Genomic DNA, 24,184 nt, shown 5'->3' with positions numbered 1-24,184 from the left:
ACGTTTCAAGTTTTGTGTGAAACTTGAAACCTGAAACTTTTCAACCCTTTTATAAGTGTAATTGAATCTTATATTTATTACATAATTTCATTACAAACAACATAATTGTTGAGAATATAAGCGACCAGATAATTCCCGGAACTCCTTCTCGGAAATACCCCGGAATAATATGAATTTGAAAAGCTTTACAGAAATAATAAATTACGCCCGGTAAAATATAAATCAATAACGGATTTGCAGCTGCAGGCATGAAGAAGTTACTCCATTTGGTTTGTTTTTTGATTTCCATCAACCAATAAAGAAAGTAAAATAAAACGGTACATATTGCTGCCGAAAACATAGTCCATGAAGGAGTGCCTTTTATTTTTGAAATCCCATAATAAGGGCGAAGTACATAAGCTGTTATAAAAAAGAGAATCGCAAAACCAATTACAGGCCAATTAATTTTAGCATCTACCTTTCGATCAAAAAACAGCAATGAAATAATTACTCCGGCACTCACTAATGATGCATGAGTTAGGTGTCCGGCTATAAAATTTAACCAAGAGGTTTGTTGTATTATTGATCCTTCTGTCAAATTAGCTGAATTTGCTATAACGCAGACAGCCAAAAAAGCAATCATTGCCCATAGTTTTCCTGAAACCAGCCAATAATAAATTACTGTAATAAGGTATGCCCAACCTATTAAGCCCAGAATTCCCCACCATTTTGGCGTCATCCCAATTTCTCCGGTATCTTCCTGAACATATAAAAAATATAGTGCAACCAAAACCAGCATTCCGCCATATTGAAATATGTTTTTTAACCAAATCGGAAAATCTTTATCATATTTATTCCAAATCGGAATTGGCATTGCATAAGCTAAAAGTCCCCAAAACACAGGTTCGATCATCATTTTTGATGCATCATAACCGTATTCTGCATTGACCATAAAAACACCAATAATAATTAAAGCCAGTGCTCTTTTTAAAGTATGTGTCCAAATCGTTTTAAAACTATCACCTTTTAATAAACGGGCATTAAAGGCAAAAGGAACTGACATACCAACAATGAACAAGAAAGCTGGAAAAACTACATCGACAAATGTCATTGCATCAGCATCTGCAGGCATGTGCTTCATCCATTGTGGTACATTTTTGATACTTGCAAGTTCATTTACAAAAATCATTACAAAAATGGTAATTCCGCGCAAAGCATCTATCGAAATAATTCTTTGATTATATAAATTTTCTTTAATTTTCATAAATTCTTACAGTATTGATAATAACAAATATAAACTAATAGAAGAAATCTCAAATTAGGTTTCTATAACAATTTCGTCATAAATCGTTTTAAATAAAATTCTTCGCTGTCAATTACTGAAAATCTTTACAATTTCTTTACTTTTGCACCCATGTTATCATTCTTAAAATCAAAGCCGTATTTAAAAGACCTCCTATCTGGGAATTATATTGATATTCATTCACATTTATTACCTGGAATTGATGATGGGGCAAAAACAATTAAGGACACTATAAAACTTGCAAAAGCTTTTCAGGAAATAGGAGTCTCCCAATTCACTACAACACCACATATTAGTCATTATATTTGGAATAATTCCCCTCAGGTTATTATTGACAATCATAAAGAAACTAAACTTTTAGTAGAAGAAAACAATATCCAAATTCCTTTTCAGGCTGCTGCCGAATATTTCATGGATGACTGGTTTGAAAATCATTTTCAAAACGAGAAGCTTCTTACTCTAAAAGATAATTATGTATTGGTAGAAATGTCATACATGAATGCACCTGTACAACTTTATAAAATACTTTTTGATCTACAAGTTGCGGGTTATATTCCGGTTTTAGCTCATCCTGAAAGGTATTTATTTTACCATAAAAAATTTGATGAATATGCAAAACTAAAAAAAGCCGGTTGCTTATTTCAGCTGAATTTATTAGCAACTGTTGGCTATTATGGCAACGAAATAACTAAAATTGCTGAAGAGCTATTAAAAAAAGGAATGTATGATTTTGTTGGGACTGATGTGCATCATGACAATCATATCGCATCATTTAATCAGAAAATAAAAATTGAGAGTTTAAATCCTTTAAAAGAAATTATCGCCAACAATCAATTTTTCAAATTTTAATTAAAGAAAATAATTATCAGTTAAATTCATAAAGTATAATAAACAAAAAGCGGTTCAAATATTTGAACCGCTTTTTTGTTTATTGATGTATTCTATCTTATTAAGAGAAAATTTTCTTGTACCAAGGTTTCTTCTCTACTCTTACACCATAACCATAACCATAGCCATAACCTTTTGTAGAGTCGGTATCATTAAGAACGATACACATATTTGGTAATTTCTTTTCTTTATAAAAAGTATTTGCAATATTCAGCATTCGTTTCTCTAAAACATTAGCACGCATTACATACACAAAAGTATCTGCATTTTTAGCAATTAATAAAGTATCTGTAACCAAACTAACAGGAGCTGTATCTACAATAATATAATCATATTCCTTTTTAAGCTCAGCAAAAAGCTGATCTACTTTTTTACCCATCAACAATTCTGCAGGATTAGGAGGAATTACACCTGAAGGAAGAATAAAGAAATTCTCATATCCTTGATGCTTAATAATGTAATCCTGAACATTTTTATCATTTGCAGACAGATAATTGGTCAAACCTAAACTTGGTACGTCAATATACTCACCAAATTTTGGATTTCTAATATCCGCTCCAATTAACAATACTCTTCTTCCTGATAAAGCAAAAGTAGCTGCTAAATTCACAGATATAAAAGTTTTCCCTTCTGATGGAAAAGTAGAGGTTACAAATATAGTTTTCGCAATTCCTTCCGGAACCTTATTAAGCATAAACTCCAGATTCGTCCTTACAATACGTATTGCTTCGGCCGAGCTTGTCCTGCTTTCTGACTTAATCAATTCAGCAATATCATCAGAAGTTGGAACGTCACCAATAAATGGTATTTGTGTTTTTCCTTCTAAATCTAATTTACTCTTAATTTTGGTATCTAATAAGTCATCGGCATATATTATTCCAAAAGGAATTAACAGACCTAAAAGCATTCCTGCTAAATAGATGATTTTTTTCTTTGGACTTACAGGATATTTTTCTGCCTTAGCGACATCTATTACTCGAGCATTTGGTTCAGTCGCGGCAAGCGAAATAGCAGTCTCTTCTCTTTTTTGTAATAAATATAGGTATAATTCTTCTTTTACTTTTTGTTGCCTGGCAATTACCCTAAATTGGCGCTCTTGAACAGGAATCTTACCAATTTTTGAATTTAAAATTCCTTCTTGACTTTTTAAGTCTCTATTTTGAATTTGTAAATTAGATTGCATACGTTTCAAACTCGTAGCAACATTATATTTTAAAGAAGATATTTGCTGATCTAATTTTATTACGGATGGATTTTCAGTTGTTGCAGATTTCAAAATTCTATTACGATCTAAAACCAACTGATTATAAGAACTAATTAATCCACTGGCATCACCATTCTCAGTAATCATATTTGTTGGCAATAAATCGGAATTAGTGCTTTTTTTAATAAAATCTAATAAAGAAGAAACAACATTTAATTGAATTTCAGCTTCTACTCCTTTTTTATCATATTCATTTGATCCTTCAATAAAAAGCTTTGCCTCAGATTCAATGTCAGTTAACTTATTTAGCCTTTTAAAACTTTCTACGTCTTGCTCTACTCCATCCAATTCCTGTGCAATTAAACCCAATCTACCAGCAATAAACTTCGAAGTATTTTCAGAAATAAAATTTTTATCTTCTGCAGCATTTTCGTTATAAATTTGAATCATATTATCTAAGAATGCCTCAGCTTTCTTAGACACTTGATCAGAAATTGAAATACTAACTACACTACTTGTTTTACTTATTGGTTCAACTTTCAACCTATTTCTAAAACTTTCAGTAAGATCATCCAAAGGGCTAATTAAGATCCGAATAGTTTTAAATCTATCAGAATGATTTTTTTCATAATAATCCGTTTTACTAACAATTAGCACCCCTAAATGCGTTCCGATTTTCTCACCATATCTAAACTGTTTTTTAGATGTAAGTATAACATTATCCTTTTCATCTTCAGTTTCATTAGTTAACTCAAAAGTATTACTATTTAAAAGTTTACAATTAAAAATGACTTTAGAATCATTATATAAATCAGTTTTATTAATAAAATGAATATTAATTGGAGCTTCAGCATAAATATCACGATCTACAACTTTTCCTTCAACTAATAAAGTTGCATTTAAATTTAATTTATCAATTGTACTTTCAACTAAAGTTCTTGACTTTAAAATTTCAATCTCATTATCAACATTACTCTTCATACTTCCTCCTATACCTAAATCAGCAAAAGCAGATAGCTCTGAAAGCATTCCTCCCTTTTTCTCATCTTTAACGAGTATAGTTGTGGTTGCTTGATAACTTGGAGTAGTGTACCTCAAATACAAAAAAGCTCCCATTAAGCAAATTACAATACTCAGTAAAAACCAACGCCAGTGAATTAAATATTTATGTAATTGTTCTCTAATATTAACGTTTTCAATTTCGTCTTCAACAATATCATTATAAAAATCTAGTTTTTGCATTTCGTTATTTTAATTTTATTTAAAGATTAGAACAGAAAGCGACACTAATATAGAGACCGCTGATATTATCACAGAAGTATTTGGACCAACGGCAGATGAATTAACTCTTGTTTTATTTGGTTCTACATACACCACATCATTTTGAGCTAAATAATAAAAAGGTGAATTAATAAAGTCTGACTTTGTAATGTCAACTCTGTTATAAGATTTTACCCCATTAACTTCTCGAATTATCAAAATATTATCTCTTTTTCCATATATAGTTAAATCCTTTGCCATACTTAGAGCTTCAATTAAAGTAATTCTCTCTGAAACAATTGGATATGTCCCAGGTAGATTTACTTCGCCTTGTAAGGAAACTTTAAAATTCATAATTCGAATGTTTATAATTGGATTTTTTATATAAACCTCAATTTTTGCTTTGAGAGATTTTAATAGCTCTGAACGAGTTAAACCTCCTACTTGCAATTTTCCTAAAACGGGAAAATCTATCATTCCATTTCTATCAACTAAATAAGATTGCATTGTTTGTTGACCAGTCATCAATTCAGGTTTAGATGAATTAGGAATTACAATTGATGATAAATTAAAAGGAATTGCTATTTCCGGGTCTTCAGCTGATACTATTATCATTAACAAATCATCGGGTTGAATTTTAATTTCGTATGAATTAGCATTTTGCTGCAATGATGTATTATCAATATTTTGATAATACACTATATTTTGTTTAGAAGCACAAGAAAAAAATAAAAACACTAGCGATAAAAAGCTAATTGTTTTTATAAAAAAGGAAGATTTCAATTTCATTAGATATACAATTTTACTAAGCAAATATAGGAATTTAAAAAAAATTAAGCTAAAAGAGAATTACTATATTATTGCGTAGATTATTTCAAATATTTATAGATTATGGTAATTATAAAACAAGAATAGGAAGAAACTGAATCAATAAGCGTTTTCTTCTCCTTTAAAAACATTAATAACGGTTTTAACAATAATTTTGACATCTAATAATAAGCTCCAATTTTCAATATACCAAATATCATATTCAACTCTATTTTCCATATCAATTAATTCTTTTGTTTCGCCACGATAACCATTTACCTGAGCCCATCCAGTAATACCTGGTTTAGCATATTGACGAACCAAATAATTATTAATTAGTTCACTATACTGTTTAGTATGATTTACCATATGTGGTCTTGGGCCAACTACTGACATGTCACCATAAAAGACGTTAAAAAACTGAGGTAATTCATCAATACTAGTTTTCCTAATAAAAGCGCCAAACCTTGTTACACGATTATCTCCTTTTCTAGCTTGTTTATTATCTGCAGATCCATTAAGACGCATACTTCTAAATTTAAGACACTTAAAATTTTTATTATCTCGTCCCGAGCGTTCTTGTTGAAAAAAAACGGGACCAGGAGATTCTATTTTAATAATCAACATTACTATTGGGAATAACCAAGGAAATATTAATAAAATAACTCCAAAAGAGAAACAAATATCAAATGCTTTTTTAAGAAGTCTATTTACAGTAAATTCTAAAGGCTCAGGTCTAAACATCAATACCGGAGTATTATCATAAAATGAAATTTCAACTTTGCTAGATTTAGTGTACAATTGAAAATCAGGAATAAATTTAATTCGCACCATATGATGCTCACAAATTTGTATTAAATTATTAATTACTGAGATGTTATCAATATGCAATGCCACATACATTTCATCGACCTCCTTATTAATTATAAAATCTTCAACACTATCAAAACCACCTAATACGGGAGATGAAATAAAAGCAAAAGGATCTACTCTTTCATCAAAAAAACCTAAAAAACGGTATCCATATGTAAGGTCTTTCTCCAATATTTTTCGCATTCGCTCACCGGTATCGTTTGCACCAATAATAATAAAATTTCTAAAATTATAACCTTTTGCTCTAATATATTTCAATAATTTCATTGATAAAAATCGTGAAATCATTAACAAACCAAAAAAGAAAATATAAAAATATAGTAATCTGAGTCGTGAAATATCTGAATATTTTAGAAAAACAACAAAAACCGCAATAATAAAAGCGTGAAGTATTACCATTTTAATTGTTCGTTTTAATATAGACTCTATTGGCTCAATCCTCACAATTCTATATGAATCCCTATAAAGCAACAAAGAAATCCAAACTAGATTTCCTAATAACGAAACCGTTTCTACTTCTTTCAAAAAAAGTTTATCAATACTACCAAATCTTAGTAATGCAGATATTAAAATAGCTATATTTAATAAAACCACATCCCACACTACAAACAAAAGTTTAAAATAACGTGAAAAACGATATTGAGATAGTTGCTTCAAAAGTTCCATAAAAGAAAGTTGTTAATGCTTAGTATTTAAATATTGAAATAAAGCACTCATTTTTTTTTGAAATACAGCCTTTATACCCGAAATATTATGATATTTATAAATATTATAATCTTCTAACAATATTTCATAAGCTCTTTTATAATTAGTACTTAAACCTCCCATTTTCATTTTAACAATATATTCATTGAGATAAGTAACTTTTATTTTATACTTAAATAAATACCTCAGCAAAAATTCTGTATCTGATGCTATTTTAAAATCTAAATTATAATTACCATATTTCTCAATAACAGACTTTTTAATATAAACTGTAGGATGTAAAGGTAACCACCCTGATTTTATCTTTTCTCGATCATACTCACCACCAATTCTATTACGAACTATTTTTTCTTTATCATCATTTGTAATATAAATACCATTTCCATATATAGCATCTGTGAACGGTTCTTTATTAAAAGCTTGTACAATTTTAGAAACTGCTTTTAAATCATAAAAAACATCATCTGAATGCATTAATCCAATAATATCACCTGAAGCTAATTTTAATCCCTTGTTAATTGCATCATACATGCCCTTATCAGGTTCTGAAATATATTTACTAATCTTATCTGAATATAATTCAATTATATCCTGAGTACCATCTGAAGAATTACCATCAATTATGATATATTCAATATTAGAATAATCTTGATCTAAAACACTTTTTATTGATTGCTCAATAGTTGCTTTTCGATTATAACAAACTGTAATTACTGTAACGCGCATTATTTTTATATATGTATTTATTCATCGATTTATGATCTTTATTAAAATTATAAATCTATTTCTTTTTTGTGAATAAAATTATTCATTTCCAATCATCCAATCTATTGTAATCTTCGTTCCATCTTTTCTTAGAACTGGTAAAACAGGTGCTATCTTTTTAATTTCTGACAAATCAAAAACATTATCAGTTGTCATATTTTTTAGTCGAAAACTTGTCATCGGAAACTTTAGTCCTATTAGTTTTAGACAATCTCCAAAAAAGGCCGCAATCACAAAAAAAATATATGGGATATTAGTGATTTTTATATTTCTAAAATTCGATATTTCGTCTGCCCAAGAACTTATATCATACGCTTCGTAATCTCCCAAATAAAAAGTTTTTTTGTCAATTTCAATGTTTTCGGCATTAATTATTGATAATAACTGATAAATAAAATTATCAATATAACCATAAGTTTTTTTACAGGCTCTTTTACCCATATGAAAATATTTATGGGAAAGAACAATTTTAAAAAAAAGATTATATGGCTCTCCAAAAAAAGGTCCCCAAATAGAAGTTGGTCGAACTATGGTCCATTTATAACTTGGATCTCGTTTCTTAATAATTTTTTCAGTTAAAACCTTACTTTCACCATATATTGTGTGTGGTTTATAATCATCATAATTTCTAGGCAAATAACCTGGTTGGCATACATACATCGAAGACGCAAAAATTACTCTTTTTATATTTTCTAATTTCTCTAAAACATTTAAAAGGTTTTCAACTCCTATTATATTTGCATTATAATCTTCTAATGTTTTTCCTGATAAATCGGTTCTAGCTCCTAAGTGAATTATAATTTCAGGTCCAAATGCAATTATTGATTCCTCTAAAGATTTGTAATTACACAAATCAATCTTCTGATAAAAAATATTATATTCACGTAATTTTGGTTCTACTATATCAATATTTAATACTTCATGCTTATCTTTTATTAATTTCAATATTAAATTTGTACCTATAAAACCTGATCCTCCTGTAACTAGTATTTTTGCCATTTTATTATTTTATAACTCTATCTTTAATTGGTAACGCGGGAGTACCAGCGTAAATTTTACCAGAAGGAACATTTTTAAACACCGAACTTCGCGCTGCGATTATAGAACCTTTACCAATTGTTACTCCTGGTGCTACATAAACATCATTTGTTATCCAGCACTCATCTTCAATTACAACAGAATTAGAAAAAATATCAAAACTACTTTTCTGATAATCATGTCCTCCTGTGTTCAAATAAACTTTATGTGCTAAAGCAACATTTCTACCAATTTTGATATTGCCTAAACTATAAAGAACATTATCCTCTCCAATCCAGCTATAATCACCAATTTCAACATTCCATGGATAAGTTATTTTTACAGTTGATCTCAACAGAACTCCTTTTCCAATTTTAGCACCAAATAACCTCAAAAGAAAACGCCTCCAGCCATAACACACTTGTGGTGAACAGCCAAATAACGTTGATTGTACTATCCACCATAGTTGAACAGTTATTCTTGACCTTCCTCTAAATTCTGAAGGAACTTGAAAATTCTTTAGATCTTGATATACCATATTTAAATATATTATTACTTTCCTTTTCTTAAACTCAAAAACATAAGAATATGTTTAAATTGTTTTTAAAGATCTCACAAATTTTTCTACAAATTTATTAACATCAAATTTATTATAATATGTCTCAAAAGCTAAATTTCCTTTTTCAATTAATTTTTCATCTGACTGTAAAGAAATCTTTAATAGACTGGACCTAATACTATTTTTTTCTTTTAAATCTACAATCCATCCTCCTTTACCCATTTCTATCTCTTTCCAAATATTTACATTCTTTGTTGTCAAAACAGGCTTTTTACACGCCATAGCTTCAACAATGGCAATACCAAAATTTTCCTGATGGCTTGGCAAAATGTATGCATTACAATTATAAAATGCCCCCCATTTTGCTTTACCTGTTAACATGCCTGAAAAGTGAATTTTTGGATTACTCGCTGCAAGATGTACCATTTCTTGGGCAAAATCAGACTCTAATGGCCCAGCAATAACTAGATCTGGCATTTTATAGTTCTCCTCATGTAATGCATTATAAGCTTTTATCAATAAATCAATTCCCTTTTTTTCATGAATTCGACTTAAAAAAAGTAAAAAATTTTTATTGCTGATTTTTGGACAAATTTTATAAAATGCATCTCTAAAATCAGTGTTATTTTCTGGAGGCATTTGAATACCATAACCTACATCAATTGCTTTACGTGGATTATAACTCTTAAAAGTAGTTGCTGCTAACCTCATTTCTTCTTCACATGTATAAAAAATTGCATCAGCATTATTTATACATTTTTTCTCTATAAAAAACCAAACAAGTTCATTTCTGAATGCTTTCCATTTTCTTTCAGTTGCTAATTGAAAATAAGGATCTAACATACCATGTGGCATGATAACAACTTTTGGTACTTTTTTACTTTTAGCCCTAAGCGTTTTAATTGCTTTATATACAGCAATATTATGATATTGCCAAATCCCGTGAATTATTATAAAATCATAATTTGAAGCATTATTTTCAAGCCATTCAACTAAAACTGGTTTGTATTGATATGATGTTTTACCATTACCTATTTTATAAATAGTAAAATTATCATTAACCGGATAATCAATATTTTTATCATCCATGCAAACCACGTCATTTACAATTCCTAATTGTGTAAAATAAGGAATCGCATTACGTATACCTTGGCAAGGGCCACCTTTATTGGGATGTAACGATGAAATAACACGTAGAATTTTCATTTTAATATAATTTTATAAGCATTTTATCTAACTCTATGCAAAAATGATCCCAACTGTGATTTAAAATATAATCATTTATTAAATCATTAGTTTTTGAATTTTCAAAATTTTCTTTTAAATGTATTGTTATATCATCATATGAATCAAAATTTTTAATTATACCCAAATCTCCCAACTCTTTAAATGCACCTCTGTTTGGACCAATTATATTGTTACAATAAGAAAGAGAAAATGTCAATGATCCTGAATTCAAAACACTTAAACTGGTATAGGGAAATAAAATAAATTTCGATTGAAGATGTAAGTTTGCCAAATCTGCATCATCAATGAATGAATTAATAATTATAGTATTTTCGGTAGCTACTTCACTTACTTTATTAAAATAATTAGTGTCAGGAAATTTACCTGCCAAAAGGATTCTATAATCTAGACCTTCCTTTTTTATATAATTCATAAATTCATAAATACCTTTATAAGGACTCATTAAACCCCAAATTAATATATCATTTTTTTTTTGAACTTGTAAATCGTTTAATGAATTTGTTTTTTTATTAAAAGGATGGAAAAAATATAGGACTTTGTTCTTATCTACATTTTTACTTTCTAAAAAACTATAAGACTCCTTAGTATGAATTATAATTATATCCGAAAATTTTAACATGACATTTTGTAGAAATTTATAAATTCCATCATTCGAATAATGAGAGCTTAAATTATGTAAAGTCCATACTATTTTTTTATTGAATAGTTTTATTAATATAATTTGAAACAGAAAAACAATTAACTGAAAATACCCATACTTTTTCTTAGCTAAATATTCTATCCAATTAAAATAGAAAATATCAGTTTTAAAAAAATAATGAAAAATAGAAAACACACCGTTATGTCTTTCATCGTTTTTATTTACAACTTCATTTCCGCAAAATTCTAAAGACGAAATAAGATCATTTACATATGGATTTTTTGTAGCCGAAGATTGAATAGGAACTATTGGATAAACATAAACAGATAAACTCATTTTTTTATTATATAATTCATAACAGAAAATAAGGAAAGTAATTATTCTCGTACAATAGTTTTGAATTTCGACTTCCTAAAACTTTTGCAGGAACACCACCTGCAATTGACATTGGAGGTATGTCTTTAGTAACAACTGCACCGCAAGCAATAACACTTCCTTTTCCTATAGTAACGCCAGGCAAAATAATTACTCTGGATGCAATCCATACATGGTCTTCTATTATAACATTTCCGAACGTTGTTGAATGATAATCTGAGTGAGGATCATGTTCCAGAGTGAAGATCCAGGTCCCTCTTCCTATATCAACATTATTTCTAATTTCTATAGTTCCTTGCCTACCATCCAAAATACAATCAGGATTCACTATAGAATTTTTACCAATTTTTATATTTTTTTCTTTTTTTAAATCTGAAAAAAGAAATCGAACATTAGACAAAACATTAGAGTGATCTCCAAGTTCAATGTAAAATCTTGTAAAAATTAATCGAATATTGGAAAAAGGAATCTTGGTAAAAAAAGCATTGTATAAATACAATCTCAATGGAATTATAAATTTAAAAAAGTTTTTTATTGTTTTTTTCATCTTATTGAAATTAAAAAGGCTTTCATATAATATTTACCAAAATTAATCCACGGTCTAAATCCTTGTGTATGTAATTTATAAAAATTTATATTTTGTTTAAAATTATAGTTAGACCTATTTGACGTAAAATAGGCCTTCAAATCTCTTAAATTTTTTATTTTCTTTATACCAGAAGTTCCTCTATCATTATAAACCTTAAGGGTTGGTATTGCAAATGTTTCATAGCCCTTTTTTTTTGCCCGTAGGAACATATCACTATCTCCGTGATATTGTGGGAAATTCTGCGGGTCAAAAAAATTTATTTCTTTTAAAATATTTGATGGAATTAAAGTTCCCATGCCTCCTGACCAATCTACTTTAATTATTTCTTGAAATTTACCTCCATCATTTTGATTAGCACCTATCAAAATCTTTTCTCCTGTTTTTGGATTAAAATAACATCCAAAATTAAAAAGTAAATCCCTTTTATCTTGCCACAAAACTTTAGATACAAGAATTTTATCTCCATAAAATGGCTCATTCATAATATTTAATAATTCTATAAAATAATTATCATTACAAATCGTATCATCATTCCAAAGTAGTACATAGTCAGATTTCAATTCATTAACAGCAATTTTAGCTCCCCAGTCAACAGAACCAGTCCACCATAAATTACCATCTCCTTTTAATACTTTAATTTCCGGATAATTTTCTTTAATCCAGTCAGCACTTCCATCGTTTGAACCATCATCAATTATAATAATATTAAAATTATAGTTTACATTATCAATAATATTAGATAGCATCCTATGAATATTGAGAATACCTTTTTTAGTAACTTCTATTCTGTTATATATGGGAATTAAAATTGAGATTTTTTTCATTATATTTATCTGTAATATATAGTAAAGAGATTAACACAAATATCCAAGATGATGTTTCAAAGAAATTTACACCTGAAATAGATGTCAATAATAGAAGTAAAAAGAAATATTTAATGATTTCCGGAACAATTAATTTATTATTTCTACGTAAAATTCTAAAAATCATTGACACAACAACAAATAAATATAAAGCTCCAAATTTATTAAAAGCACCTATTAAACCGACATCACTTCTATAAAATCCATACATTTCTTTATAATTAATTATTTCTTTACCATAATCACTTAACGAATGATCCCATCCATTTCCAATAACCATAGCGAAAGAATTTGGCCAGTAATCAATCGCAAAAAATTTAATTTCTAATATTCTAATATAATTACTGGACGTCACATTTTGTTCAACTGACAGATTAATTAAAGAAAGGAGGTAATCACCTGCAAATGCAATAATAAAAAATATAAGACTAACGAGAACAAAAATGAATTTTGTATTATATCTTGCAATACTTTTTATTTTAGAAAGTATACTAAACAAAAAAACAAGAAAGACACTAAAAATTATTTGTCTGGAGCCTGTTAATAAAATTCCTAAAAGACCAATTGAAAATAAAAAAATAGTTTTAATATTTACATTTTTTAATAACTTCTTCCAATAATAGAATAAAAAATAAAATCCAAATGATGATCCGTCTACAAATATTCTTAATAAATTACCCCTTTCTTCATACCTATTTATTTCAAACTCACTATCATTTAAAAAGTTAAAATAAATAATCGGATAGGTTAGTTGTTGCAAGATCATTATTATACTCCAGCACATTCCTACAAAAATCATTACATTATGTAAATCTTTTATTTTTACCTTATTAATTTTCAGTAAATAATATCCTAACCAAAAATAACTAATTCTTGACGCAATTAAACTTAGAGAAATCTGTTGATTATGGAAAATTAAAGCTGGTAAAAAAGAAAATACACCTATAATTGTTAACCATTTAACTTCTGGGAATTCCACTTTGCTGTTCAGAATTTTTCTAAAATTTAACAAACATGCAATTACAATTAAACATGCAATTATTACCTCGAGATAATTAAAATAATTATTTTCTATTAAAGTAAAAGAAAATAATCTTGAAGAAGCAAGTGCAAGAAATAATAAAATGAAAAAACTAAAATTATATCTCATTTAAAAAAATAAATTAAAGAAAATAACCTAGTCATTTTCATCGTGTTTTGCTATAAAACCATTAATATCATAAAAATATAATTCAACATCTTGAAATAGAGATTTATCTTCCCACCATTTAATCTTTAGCAAACTATTGATTACTTCTTTTTCAAATCTATATTTTATAATTTTAATTGGTGTACCAACTGCTACCGCATATGCTGGAATATCTTTACTTACTACAGAACCAGCACCAATTACTGCTCCATCGCCAATTTTAATACCATCCAAAACAGTTACATTAGCTCCAATAAATACATCATTACCAATAACTATTAATTCTCTTTCATTAATTTTGTTTGTTTTACTATAGGTAAAACCCGCTTGCTTTTTAGTCGAATAAAAGGCTGGACTTGTCGAAATACCATTAATTGGATGAATACCCCATCCACAAAAAAAATTTGGTCCTATTGAACAAAAATTACCAATTTCTGCATATGTTATTGTTGAATTAGGTGCAATATAAGTCCCTTGACCAACTGTAACATATTTAATAAAATGTGGCCCATAAACTTTAGCATGCTTGCTTATATTATTATCTCCACTAACATTAGTGTCCCAATAAATTTTATCTCTAAACATTGCCAAGCATAAGCTTCTTAAATTTTTAAAAAAAATTAGCATATAAAAATTTATTCTTTTTTTATTTATTTAAATTCAGATAAATAGATAGATAAAAAATTAATATTATCTATTTATTCCAAATTCCATTAGCCTTGTTATTAATAATCTTATAATATTGCAAGGGACAAAGTATTACATGTGGAACTAAACACAAAATTGTAGCTAAAATAACACCAGAAATACCAAGTCCAACATTTTTAGCTAAATATATTGATAATGGAACATTTAATATAGCTGTAATTACAATTGAGTACATTTGAAGTCTTACTTTTCCTGTTCCATTAATAAAATATGTATATGGTCCATAAAAAATTGTCATCGCAAAATATATACCCATAAAAAAAGTTAATGACATTGGAATATTTACCTCATTACCAACCCAAAATTCATAAGCCATTGGAGAAAGAACAACCATAATAAAAATTAAAAAAATTGCTCCCAGAGATATCTTTATTAAATTACTCATGGATTTTTTAATCCAATTATAATCTTCATTTATATAAGCTTCTGTTATAGATGACCAATATGGAGTTAATATTATTGAAACTACCATATTTGAAATACTTAAATATTTAAAAGCAATATTAAAAGGAACTACCTGCTCTGGACCATAAATCTGTGTTATTATAAGATTATCTGTCGAAAACAAAATTATTCCTGCTATTTGAATTATAAAAAAACTTATCCCTAATCCAAAAATATCACGTAAATATTCCTTTTTCCATAAATAAAAAGTTGGTTTATAGTCTTTGTATATTCCTTTGAATGCAAATAAATTCAGAGCAATTAATATCATTACTGGTAAAAATGAAAATACTGTTCCAAAAAGTAATAAAGAACTTTGTGCTAAATGTATCATCACCCATACTGCAATTAATGAACTTAGGGACGTATAAAAATTTATTTTTCCCTGCATGGAATGATGTTGATCGGCTGTATATATTGTTGTAATTAATTTAAACACTAATTGCATACAAAAAAAAGCAAATACTATTGGCATCAATAGACTAAGTTGGTTTTGCAAATTAATACTTGAATTAAAAACTTTTGACCAATCAATAAAAAAGTTAAATCCAAAAAAAGCTATGATGAGTAACAAACAAAGACTACCAATTGTAAAATAAGCTGAACTAACATATGCTTTGGCCAAAGTTAAATCACCTTTTGCTTTAGCTTCTGCAAATTTGTTTCTTAAACCGTTACCTAAACCTATGTCAAAAAAGGAGAACCAAGCAATAAAAGAACTGAGAGCTAGCCAAATTCCATAATTCTCTGTATCTAAAAACTTTATAGTAAGAGGAACCATTAACAGTGAAGAAATTATACTTCCTCCTTTATATAAAAACGAAATAAAAACATGTTTTGTTATATTCTTTGTTCTATTACTGCTAATACCAACTTTATTGTAAATTTTTCTAATTATTTGCATTAATTTTTTTCTATCTAAGTATTTTAATTCATCAATGGATTAAGATTGAATAACTATTATTCTTGTTCAGTTATCTATTTTTTTAATAGATAATATCAATTATCTACTTTTAGAATTACTTCCAAACTATTCGTTCTTTTATTACTCTCGCCGGATTTCCACCAATTAATGAATTTTCAATTTCAAAAATACCTTTAACTATAGTATCTGATGCTATTACACATCCGTTTGGAATAATAGTTCCCTTATAAATTTTCACTCCACAACCAATCCAAACATTGTCACCAATTATAATAGAATTTTCAGTTATTTTCTTTCCTGAATAGGTAATTTCATGAAAATCTTCATCAAGAAATTGACAATTCCATGAAATAGCACAGTTATCTCCAATTTGTAACTTATGCATTATAATTAAGTCTGTATTGCAATTGATATAGCCACCAGATCCAATTGAAACTAATGCATTTTCTCCGATATCAAATCTACATCCTCTACCTATAGAATATTTACCTTTAAATACCAATCTCCCTTTAATGTTTAAAAAAGTTTTATCAGTCTTATGACTAAATCCTACATAATTAATCCCTATTTCAATTAAATTTGTTGCCTGAATATTCTTCAATCCATAAATTTTGACTTTTTGATGTAATAGAAATGATTTTTGATTAAAAATTTTTATCCAAAAAAATCTTAATAAGACAATAATAAAATTACTTTCTGATTTTTTTAATTTTCCTAAAAATTTTGATAACTTAGTCATTTATTGCTTTTCAAAATGGATTCGATGTTCTTTTCAACATTTGAGTTCTAACTTCAAAAAACTAGTTTTTAAAACAATTTCAAATCACTCGCTACCATCTCTTTTACTAAAGCTGCCAAATCATATTGAGGCTTCCATCCTAATTGTGTTTTAGATTTTGTAGGATCTCCAATTAGAAGATCTACTTCTGTAGGACGGTAATATTCAGGATCTACGCGTACAACTACTTTTCCTATTTCAAGTTGATATAACGGATTGTTGCAAGCTACAATTTTAGCTACTTCGCTCTCATTTTCTCCTTCAAAAGCTAGTTCTATGCCTACTTCTGCAAAAGCCATTCTCACGAAATCTCTAATATAAGTAGTCACACCTGTCGCTATTACATAATCTTCTGGTGTATCTTGTTGCAGGATTCTCCACATTGCTTCAACATAATCTTTCGCATGTCCCCAATCTCTTTGTGAGTTTAAGTTTCCAAGGTAAAGACACTCTTGTTTTCCTTTTGCAATAGCAGCAGTTGCCATAGTAATTTTACGAGTTACAAAAGTTTCGCCACGTCTTGGAGATTCATGATTAAACAAAATACCATTACATGCAAACATATTATAAGCTTCTCGGTAATTTTTAGTTATCCAAAAACCATAAATTTTAGCAGCACCGTACGGAGAACGTGGGTAAAAAGGTGAGTTTTCGTCATAAAACCCTTTTTCGTTTTTATTCTCTGCCAAACCTCCATAAAGCTCTGAAGTCGAAGCTTGGTATACTCTTGTCTTTTTCTCTAGACCAAGTATTCTTACTGCTTCTAAAATTCTTAATGTTCCTAATCCATCTACATTTGCTACATATTCAGGAGAATCAAAAGACACTTTTACATGAGACATAGCACCTAAATTATAAATCTCATCAGGTTGTACTTCCTGAATTATTCTAATAATATTAGTAGAATCAGTCAAATCTCCATAATGTAATTTAAAATCAACATTTGACTCATGCTGATCTTGATAGATATGATCAATTCTTTGTGTATTAAAAGAAGAGGCGCGTCTTTTAACTCCGTGTACCTGATATCCTTTTTCTAATAATAATTCGGCTAAATATGATCCGTCCTGACCTGTGATTCCTGTTACAAGTGCTACTTTTTTTGTGCTCATGAATTTTGAGTTTTGAGTATGGTTTTTAGTTATAAGTAAGTATTAATTAAATGCTTTTTAAAAGACATTTATTTCACTTACAATTTAACTTCTTTAAAATTTTCTATGTTATTCAAAAACCAATCATATGTTTTTTGAATTCCTTCCTGAAGTTCTATCTGATGCTTCCACCCTAGTTCGTGCATTTTAGAAACATCCATTAATTTTCTTGGGGTTCCGTCTGGTTTTGTTGAATCCCAAATAATTTCTCCTTTATGACCTGTAATTTTCTGAATAGTTTCTGCTAATTCTTTAATTGTCAAATCCTCTCCTGTTCCTACGTTATATAGATAATCCGGTAATTTATTTTCTAAAGCAAAAACAACTGCTTTCGCCATATCATCAACAAATAAAAATTCACGCATTGGTGTTCCGCTCCCCCAAAGTGTTACAGGAGCATTATTGTTTTCTTTTGCTTCATGAAATTTTCGAATCATCGCAGGTAAAACATGCGAAGTATTTAAATCGAAATTATCATAGGTCCCGTATAAATTGGTTGGCATAAGACTTACGTAATCTTTACCGAATTGCTTTCTAATAGCCTGACATGTTTTGACTCCGGTAATTTTTGCGATAGCATACCATTCATTTGTTGGCTCAAGAGTATCTGTCAACAAATAATCTTCTTTTAAAGGTTGTGGAGCTAATTTTGGATAAATACAAGAACTTCCAAGAAAAATAAATTTCTCAACATCATTTTCTAATGCTGAATCTATTAAGTTATTCTGGATTTGCATGTTTTCCATAATAAACTTATATGGATAATCATTATTAGCTAAAATCCCACCAACACGAGCTGCAGCATCTATAATAACATCCGGATTTTCTTTTGCAATAAAATCACGGACTGCTTGTTGATTTCTAAGATCTAATTCTTTACTGGAAACACCTATTAAATTATTAAATCCTTTATCAGCTAATGTTCTCCAAATGGCACTACCTACCATTCCATTATGCCCAGCTATATAAATTTTGCTCTCTTTATCCATATCTAAATTTAAAAGTTATTGTACTTTATTTAATTCCCTAACTGCAACTTCTTTTCTTAGACCACTACTCGAAAAACGATGATCACGAACATTAAAGTATAGCTCTATACCTTTTTCTTCGCAATAAACTCTTCCTGTAAAATTTTTATCTTTATACTCGTCTCCTAAAATACGAACATCAATTTTAAAAGAGCGAAGTATATCATCTAAATCCTGTTCTGTTGCATACGGAACAATTTCATCCACAAATTTACAACCTTTAAGTTGTATATATCGTTCAACTACTGTTTGAGTTGGACTATTTTTTTCAGGACGATCAAATGCCGGATCTATTTGTAAACCAACAATTAAATAATCACATTGACGCTTTGCTTCTTCTAACATGGTGATATGACCTGCATGCAGCAAATCAAAAGCACTAAAAGTTATTCCTATTTTCATAAAACATTTTATTATAAGGCACAGCTCCGCTTCTCTAACTCACATTGTGAAATCAGAAAAAAACATGATTTGCAAATATATTAACATTTATTAGACTTTTAAACTAAAAAAATTGCTATTAAATTTTATTAAAACCAATATTTTCAGTCTTCAACCTCAATATCAATCATATACATGCTTCACAAAGAGAATCCTCGTTAATTTTTTGCAAAACTAATACTTACAAATGGTTTCAAAAAATGCAAAAGCGAGAAATGTCTTAATCTGATATATTAAAAACCTAATCTTTTTAAAGGCAAATACTCAAGTCTATTACAAAAACTTATTTTTGTAACTTACAAATGAAATCATAAAATGAAAAAAGTATTTTTTTTTCTCCTTATAAACATTCCTGCTGCTTATGCACAAATTTCAGGATGTACAGATCCTCTTTCTGAAAATTATAATCCTGAAGCAAATCTGAATAACGGAAGTTGTTTGTATAAAATTGCCCGGGTTAGGCCTGAATATTCAAAAAAACTAAACGATTCTGTTAAAGAAACGTCTGGATTAATCGCTTTTGACAACTTATTATGGACACATAATGATGATCATGACAAAACTATTTACGGATTAGATACTTTAGGCAAAATCCAAAAAAAAATAATTCTTAATAAAATTACCAATCATGACTGGGAAGAAATTTCACAAGATAGCAGTTATCTCTATATTGGAGATTTCGGCAATAATTACTCGGGAAACAGAACCGATTTACATATTCTAAAAATCGAAAAAAAATCATTTTTACTAGAAAATCCAAACATAGAAACAATTTCTTTTACTTATTCTGATCAAACTGATTTTTCTCCAAAAAAACACAATACAACCAATTTTGATTGTGAAGCATTTATTGTTTCAAAAGACAGTATTTATCTCTTTACAAAACAATGGAACAATTCTAAAACAAATATTTACATTTTACCTAATCAGGCAGGAAATCATATTGCCCAACTAAAAGATTCCCTTAATACAAAAGGCTTAGTTACGGGCGCAACATATTTAGAATCAAAAAAACTAATTGTACTTTGCGGATATTCTAAAATTGGAAAACCGTTTCTATATCTTTTATACGACTATAAAAACAATGACTTTTTATCCGGAAATAAGCGACGAATCGATCTTCAGCTTTCATTTCATCAAATAGAAGGAATTGCAACTCAAGACGGTTTACATTATTATCTGACAAATGAATCTTTAATCAGAAAACCAATTTTAAACATTCCACAACAAATTCATCGCGTAGATTTAAGTCCTCTATTGAATTCTTATCTCCATAAATAATTCGTAAATGGCAATATAATAGTTTACTTTTGCAAAAAAATTACTATTGTGAATTACTTATCTGTAGAAAATATATCAAAATCTTTTGGTGAAAAAACCTTATTCGACAACATTTCATTTGGTATCAATAAGGATCAAAAAATTGCTTTTATTGCCAAAAATGGTTCTGGAAAAACAACCATTATGAGCATTATTAATGGTTTAGACGAACCAGATACGGGTCAGGTAGTTTTAAGAAAAGGCATTAAAATGGCCTTTTTGTCGCAAAACAACAATTTGCAGGAAGAATTGAGTATTGAAGAAAGTATTTTTGCATCAGACAATGAGACTTTAAAAGTTATTGAAAAATACGAAAAAGCACTTGAAAATCCAGACGATGAAGAAGCGTATCAAAAAGCTTTTGACGGAATGGACCAGCATAATGCCTGGGATTTTGAAACACAATATAAGCAAATTTTATTCAAATTAAAACTGGAAGATTTTAAACTTAAAGTAAAAAATCTTTCCGGAGGGCAAAAAAAACGTCTTTCATTGGCGATTATTTTGATTAATCGACCTGATTTATTGATTTTGGATGAACCTACCAACCACTTAGATCTTGAAATGATCGAATGGCTTGAAAGTTATTTTGCAAAAGAAAATATTACGTTGTTTATGGTTACGCACGACCGTTTCTTTTTAGAGCGTGTTTGTAATGAAATCATAGAATTAGACAACGGAAAATTATACCAATACAAAGGAAATTATTCTTATTATTTAGAGAAAAAAGAAGAAAGAATTACTTCTGAAAATGCCAGTGTCGATAAAGCTAAAAACTTATTTGTAAAAGAATTAGAATGGATGCGCCGCCAGCCAAAAGCGAGAACGACAAAATCTAAATCCCGTCAGGATGATTTTTATTTAATTAAAGAAAAAGCCCAAAGTCGTCGCCTTGAAAACAAAGTTGAACTTGAAATTAATATGGAACGTATGGGAAGCAAGATTATCGAGCTTCACAAAATTTCGAAAAAATTTAAAGATCATGTTATTCTTGACAATTTTAGTTTTGATTTTCAGCGTGGTGAACGTATTGGAATTATTGGTAAAAACGGAACAGGAAAATCTACTTTTTTAAATCTTTTAACAGGAACCCTTCCATTAGACAGCGGACGTGTTGTAAAAGGTGAAACGATAAAAATTGGTTATTACACGCAAACCGGAATTAACCCGAAACCAAATCAGCGTGTCATTGATATTATTAAGGAATACGGAGAATTTATTCCACTTGCAAAAGGCCGTATGATTTCGGCTTCACAATTGCTGGAGCGTTTTCTTTTTGATGCTAAAAAACAATACGATTTTGTTGAAAAATTAAGTGGTGGAGAATTAAAACGTCTTTATTTATGTACAGTTCTGATTCAAAATCCTAACTTTTTAATTCTGGATGAGCCAACAAACGATTTAGATATTGTAACGTTAAATGTATTAGAAAGCTTTCTTTTAGATTATCCTGGCTGTTTGCTTGTTGTATCGCACGACCGTTATTTTATGGATAAAATTGTCGATCATTTATTCGTTTTCAGAGGAAATGGCGAAATCGAAAACTTCCCGGGAAACTACTCTGATTTCAGAGCTTATGAAGATAGTGCCGATGTTGCCCAGAAAGAAGAAAACAAAGCCGAAAAGAAAGATTGGAAACAAAATAATCCAACAGGAAATTTAACTTTCAACGAGCAAAAAGAATATCAAAAACTGGAAAGAGAAATTAAAGATTTAGAAATTGATAAAACTAAAATTGAACAATTATTCTCTGAAGGAAAAGTTGCCGATGCCGACATCGAGAAAAAAGCAAATGAATTGCAAAATATCATCAATAAAATAGATCAGAAAGAAGAACGTTGGTTTGAACTTTCTGCTAAAATTGAGGGATAGTATTTAGTTTTCAGTTTCAGTTTTCAGTTTGATTGTGAAATTTCTATAAATAGCAATACTTTTCTTTCTTTTTTTGTTATCCTTGCAAAAAAGAATAATGGATTTTAAAGAATTATTAGCTTATAAAAAGTCGTTTGAACTTGTAATGGAAGTATTTGAATTATCAAAGTCATTTCCAAAAGAAGAAAGATATTCATTAACTGATCAAATAAGGCGTTCTTCAAGAAATGTCTGTGCAAATATTGCAGAATCTTATCGAAAAAGGAGATATGTTAATTACTTTATCAGTAAATTAACTGACAGTGATGCTGAAAATTCAGAAACTAACGTTTGGTTAGAATTCGCTCTTAAATGTGATTATATCAATAAATCAACATTTGATATTTTAAATTTGAAAAGTAATGAAATAGGAAAACTAATAAACTACATGATAAATAATCCAAATAAATTTGGCTGTAATACTCAATCATAGAAACTGAAAACTGAGACTGAGACTAAAACTCTTTTTATTATATTAGCCCTTTTAATAACTTCTATCACAATACTCCTATGAAAAAGCTACTATCTGCACTATTTGCTTTGACACTCTTTGTTTCTTGTGTTAATAACGACGACAAAAACTCAGGACCAATTAAAACAGATTATACTGTTGAAAACGATAAAGAAATCACAGATTATATTGCAAAAAACAAATTAACAGCCATAAAAAGCGATACCGGTTTATATTATGTTATAAATGATCCGGGAACAGGAACACAACCTACAGCAACATCTAATGTAACAGTTGCTTACAAAGGTTACTATTCTAACGGAACTATATTTGACCAAAGTCCTTCTGTAGGTATTTCATTTCCTTTAAATGGTGTAATCAAAGGATGGACAGAAGGTATTCCGTATTTTAAAACCGGTGGAAGCGGCATTCTTTTAGTTCCTTCACATTTAGGTTATGGAAGCTTTGATTACAGAGGAATTCCCGGAGGTTCTGTATTAATTTTTGATGTAAAGTTACTTTCAGTAAATTAATTTCTGCAAAAAAACACTATATAAAAAGACCGTAGTAAACTTACTGCGGTCTTTTTTTTGGAGTAAAATGGATTTTCAAAATAGTTATGTCTTTGAATTAATAGTATAAAAACATCTTCAATTTTGGTAAAACCTAATTTTCATTATGTAATAAATTCAAAAAATTGTATAAGCAATAAATTATCTGTTTTCCGAGCTTTGTTTAAGTGAAAATAAATTCACAATTAAAC

At 28.7% G+C, this 24,184-nt stretch carries 23 protein-coding genes; 5 read left to right on the top strand and 18 right to left on the bottom strand.

The features are described from left to right. Nucleotides 1–49: 49 nt before the first annotated feature. The gene (locus ACZ0AH_RS05940) at nt 50–1,243 is read right to left on the bottom strand and encodes a DUF5009 domain-containing protein (protein WP_463474903.1); all 1,194 of its coding nucleotides are present in this window, start codon (nt 1,241–1,243) and stop codon (nt 50–52) included. Nucleotides 1,244–1,393: 150 nt separating this feature from the next. On the opposite strand from ACZ0AH_RS05940, the gene ACZ0AH_RS05935 reads away from it, so the two are divergent. Continuing rightward, a complete protein-coding gene (locus ACZ0AH_RS05935; RefSeq protein ID WP_463474902.1) occupies nt 1,394–2,131 on the top strand; it encodes a tyrosine-protein phosphatase in 738 nt (245 codons plus the stop codon). Between the two features lie 100 nt (nt 2,132–2,231). On the opposite strand, the gene ACZ0AH_RS05930 is transcribed toward ACZ0AH_RS05935, so the two are convergent. From ACZ0AH_RS05930 to ACZ0AH_RS05850, 17 genes are all read right to left on the bottom strand, one after another. After that, nucleotides 2,232–4,616, bottom strand: coding sequence for a GumC family protein (locus tag ACZ0AH_RS05930; RefSeq protein ID WP_463474901.1), 2,385 nt, complete (start codon nt 4,614–4,616; stop codon nt 2,232–2,234). Between the two features lie 15 nt (nt 4,617–4,631). Beyond that, complete coding sequence (locus tag ACZ0AH_RS05925; RefSeq protein WP_463474900.1) at nt 4,632–5,423, bottom strand: polysaccharide biosynthesis/export family protein; 792 nt, start codon at nt 5,421–5,423, stop codon at nt 4,632–4,634. A gap of 138 nt (nt 5,424–5,561) precedes the next feature. Then, entirely contained in the window at nt 5,562–6,980 is a 1,419-nt protein-coding gene (locus ACZ0AH_RS05920) for an undecaprenyl-phosphate glucose phosphotransferase (RefSeq protein ID WP_463474899.1), read from the bottom strand. Nucleotides 6,981–6,992: 12 nt separating this feature from the next. Further along, nucleotides 6,993–7,745, bottom strand: coding sequence for a glycosyltransferase family 2 protein (locus tag ACZ0AH_RS05915; protein WP_463474898.1), 753 nt, complete (start codon nt 7,743–7,745; stop codon nt 6,993–6,995). Between the two features lie 78 nt (nt 7,746–7,823). After that, a complete protein-coding gene (locus ACZ0AH_RS05910) occupies nt 7,824–8,783 on the bottom strand; it encodes an NAD-dependent epimerase/dehydratase family protein (protein WP_463474897.1) in 960 nt (319 codons plus the stop codon). A 4-nt stretch (nt 8,784–8,787) separates the two neighbouring features. Further along, nucleotides 8,788–9,339 carry a WcaF family extracellular polysaccharide biosynthesis acetyltransferase gene (locus ACZ0AH_RS05905; RefSeq protein WP_463474896.1) on the bottom strand — a complete coding sequence of 184 codons (552 nt, stop codon included), beginning with the start codon at nt 9,337–9,339 and terminating at the stop codon, nt 8,788–8,790. Nucleotides 9,340–9,393: 54 nt separating this feature from the next. Continuing rightward, nucleotides 9,394–10,566 carry a glycosyltransferase gene (locus ACZ0AH_RS05900; RefSeq protein ID WP_463474895.1) on the bottom strand — a complete coding sequence of 391 codons (1,173 nt, stop codon included), beginning with the start codon at nt 10,564–10,566 and terminating at the stop codon, nt 9,394–9,396. A 1-nt stretch (nt 10,567) separates the two neighbouring features. Beyond that, nucleotides 10,568–11,584 carry a glycosyltransferase family protein gene (locus ACZ0AH_RS05895; RefSeq protein ID WP_463474894.1) on the bottom strand — a complete coding sequence of 339 codons (1,017 nt, stop codon included), beginning with the start codon at nt 11,582–11,584 and terminating at the stop codon, nt 10,568–10,570. Nucleotides 11,585–11,600: 16 nt separating this feature from the next. Beyond that, nucleotides 11,601–12,170: an acyltransferase gene (locus tag ACZ0AH_RS05890; RefSeq protein WP_463474893.1), complete on the bottom strand. Its 570-nt coding sequence runs from the start codon at nt 12,168–12,170 to the stop codon at nt 11,601–11,603. Further along, nucleotides 12,167–13,036: a glycosyltransferase family 2 protein gene (locus ACZ0AH_RS05885; RefSeq protein ID WP_463474892.1), complete on the bottom strand. Its 870-nt coding sequence runs from the start codon at nt 13,034–13,036 to the stop codon at nt 12,167–12,169. Before ACZ0AH_RS05885 ends, ACZ0AH_RS05890 begins: the two co-directional genes overlap by 4 nt. Next, nucleotides 13,002–14,225 carry a hypothetical protein gene (locus ACZ0AH_RS05880; RefSeq protein WP_463474891.1) on the bottom strand — a complete coding sequence of 408 codons (1,224 nt, stop codon included), beginning with the start codon at nt 14,223–14,225 and terminating at the stop codon, nt 13,002–13,004. The genes ACZ0AH_RS05885 and ACZ0AH_RS05880 overlap by 35 nt, the downstream gene beginning before the upstream one ends. A gap of 27 nt (nt 14,226–14,252) precedes the next feature. Beyond that, entirely contained in the window at nt 14,253–14,849 is a 597-nt protein-coding gene (locus ACZ0AH_RS05875; RefSeq protein WP_463474890.1) for a CatB-related O-acetyltransferase, read from the bottom strand. A 109-nt stretch (nt 14,850–14,958) separates the two neighbouring features. Further along, the gene (locus ACZ0AH_RS05870) at nt 14,959–16,320 is read right to left on the bottom strand and encodes a lipopolysaccharide biosynthesis protein (protein WP_463474889.1); all 1,362 of its coding nucleotides are present in this window, start codon (nt 16,318–16,320) and stop codon (nt 14,959–14,961) included. Nucleotides 16,321–16,435: 115 nt separating this feature from the next. Further along, entirely contained in the window at nt 16,436–17,080 is a 645-nt protein-coding gene (locus tag ACZ0AH_RS05865; protein WP_463474888.1) for an acyltransferase, read from the bottom strand. Nucleotides 17,081–17,148: 68 nt separating this feature from the next. Next, complete coding sequence (gmd, locus tag ACZ0AH_RS05860) at nt 17,149–18,231, bottom strand: GDP-mannose 4,6-dehydratase (RefSeq protein WP_463474887.1); 1,083 nt, start codon at nt 18,229–18,231, stop codon at nt 17,149–17,151. Nucleotides 18,232–18,308: 77 nt separating this feature from the next. Next, on the bottom strand, nt 18,309–19,259 hold the full coding sequence (locus ACZ0AH_RS05855) for a GDP-L-fucose synthase family protein (protein ID WP_463474886.1): 951 nt from the start codon (nt 19,257–19,259) through the stop codon (nt 18,309–18,311). A gap of 15 nt (nt 19,260–19,274) precedes the next feature. After that, a complete protein-coding gene (locus ACZ0AH_RS05850; protein WP_463474885.1) occupies nt 19,275–19,700 on the bottom strand; it encodes an adenylyltransferase/cytidyltransferase family protein in 426 nt (141 codons plus the stop codon). A gap of 354 nt (nt 19,701–20,054) precedes the next feature. On the opposite strand from ACZ0AH_RS05850, the gene ACZ0AH_RS05845 reads away from it, so the two are divergent. The 4 genes from ACZ0AH_RS05845 (at nt 20,055) to ACZ0AH_RS05830 (ending at nt 23,954) form a co-directional block, all read left to right on the top strand. Next, complete coding sequence (locus ACZ0AH_RS05845; protein WP_463474884.1) at nt 20,055–21,020, top strand: T9SS C-terminal target domain-containing protein; 966 nt, start codon at nt 20,055–20,057, stop codon at nt 21,018–21,020. A gap of 48 nt (nt 21,021–21,068) precedes the next feature. Continuing rightward, the gene (locus tag ACZ0AH_RS05840; RefSeq protein WP_463474883.1) at nt 21,069–22,931 is read left to right on the top strand and encodes an ABC-F family ATP-binding cassette domain-containing protein; all 1,863 of its coding nucleotides are present in this window, start codon (nt 21,069–21,071) and stop codon (nt 22,929–22,931) included. A 97-nt stretch (nt 22,932–23,028) separates the two neighbouring features. Beyond that, complete coding sequence (locus tag ACZ0AH_RS05835; protein WP_463474882.1) at nt 23,029–23,403, top strand: four helix bundle protein; 375 nt, start codon at nt 23,029–23,031, stop codon at nt 23,401–23,403. Between the two features lie 77 nt (nt 23,404–23,480). Next, the gene (locus ACZ0AH_RS05830) at nt 23,481–23,954 is read left to right on the top strand and encodes an FKBP-type peptidyl-prolyl cis-trans isomerase (RefSeq protein WP_463474881.1); all 474 of its coding nucleotides are present in this window, start codon (nt 23,481–23,483) and stop codon (nt 23,952–23,954) included. Nucleotides 23,955–24,184: the final 230 nt, after the last annotated feature.

This window comes from Flavobacterium sp. AC105 (assembly GCF_979258495.1).
This window is presented reverse-complemented; position numbering and strand designations above follow the sequence as displayed.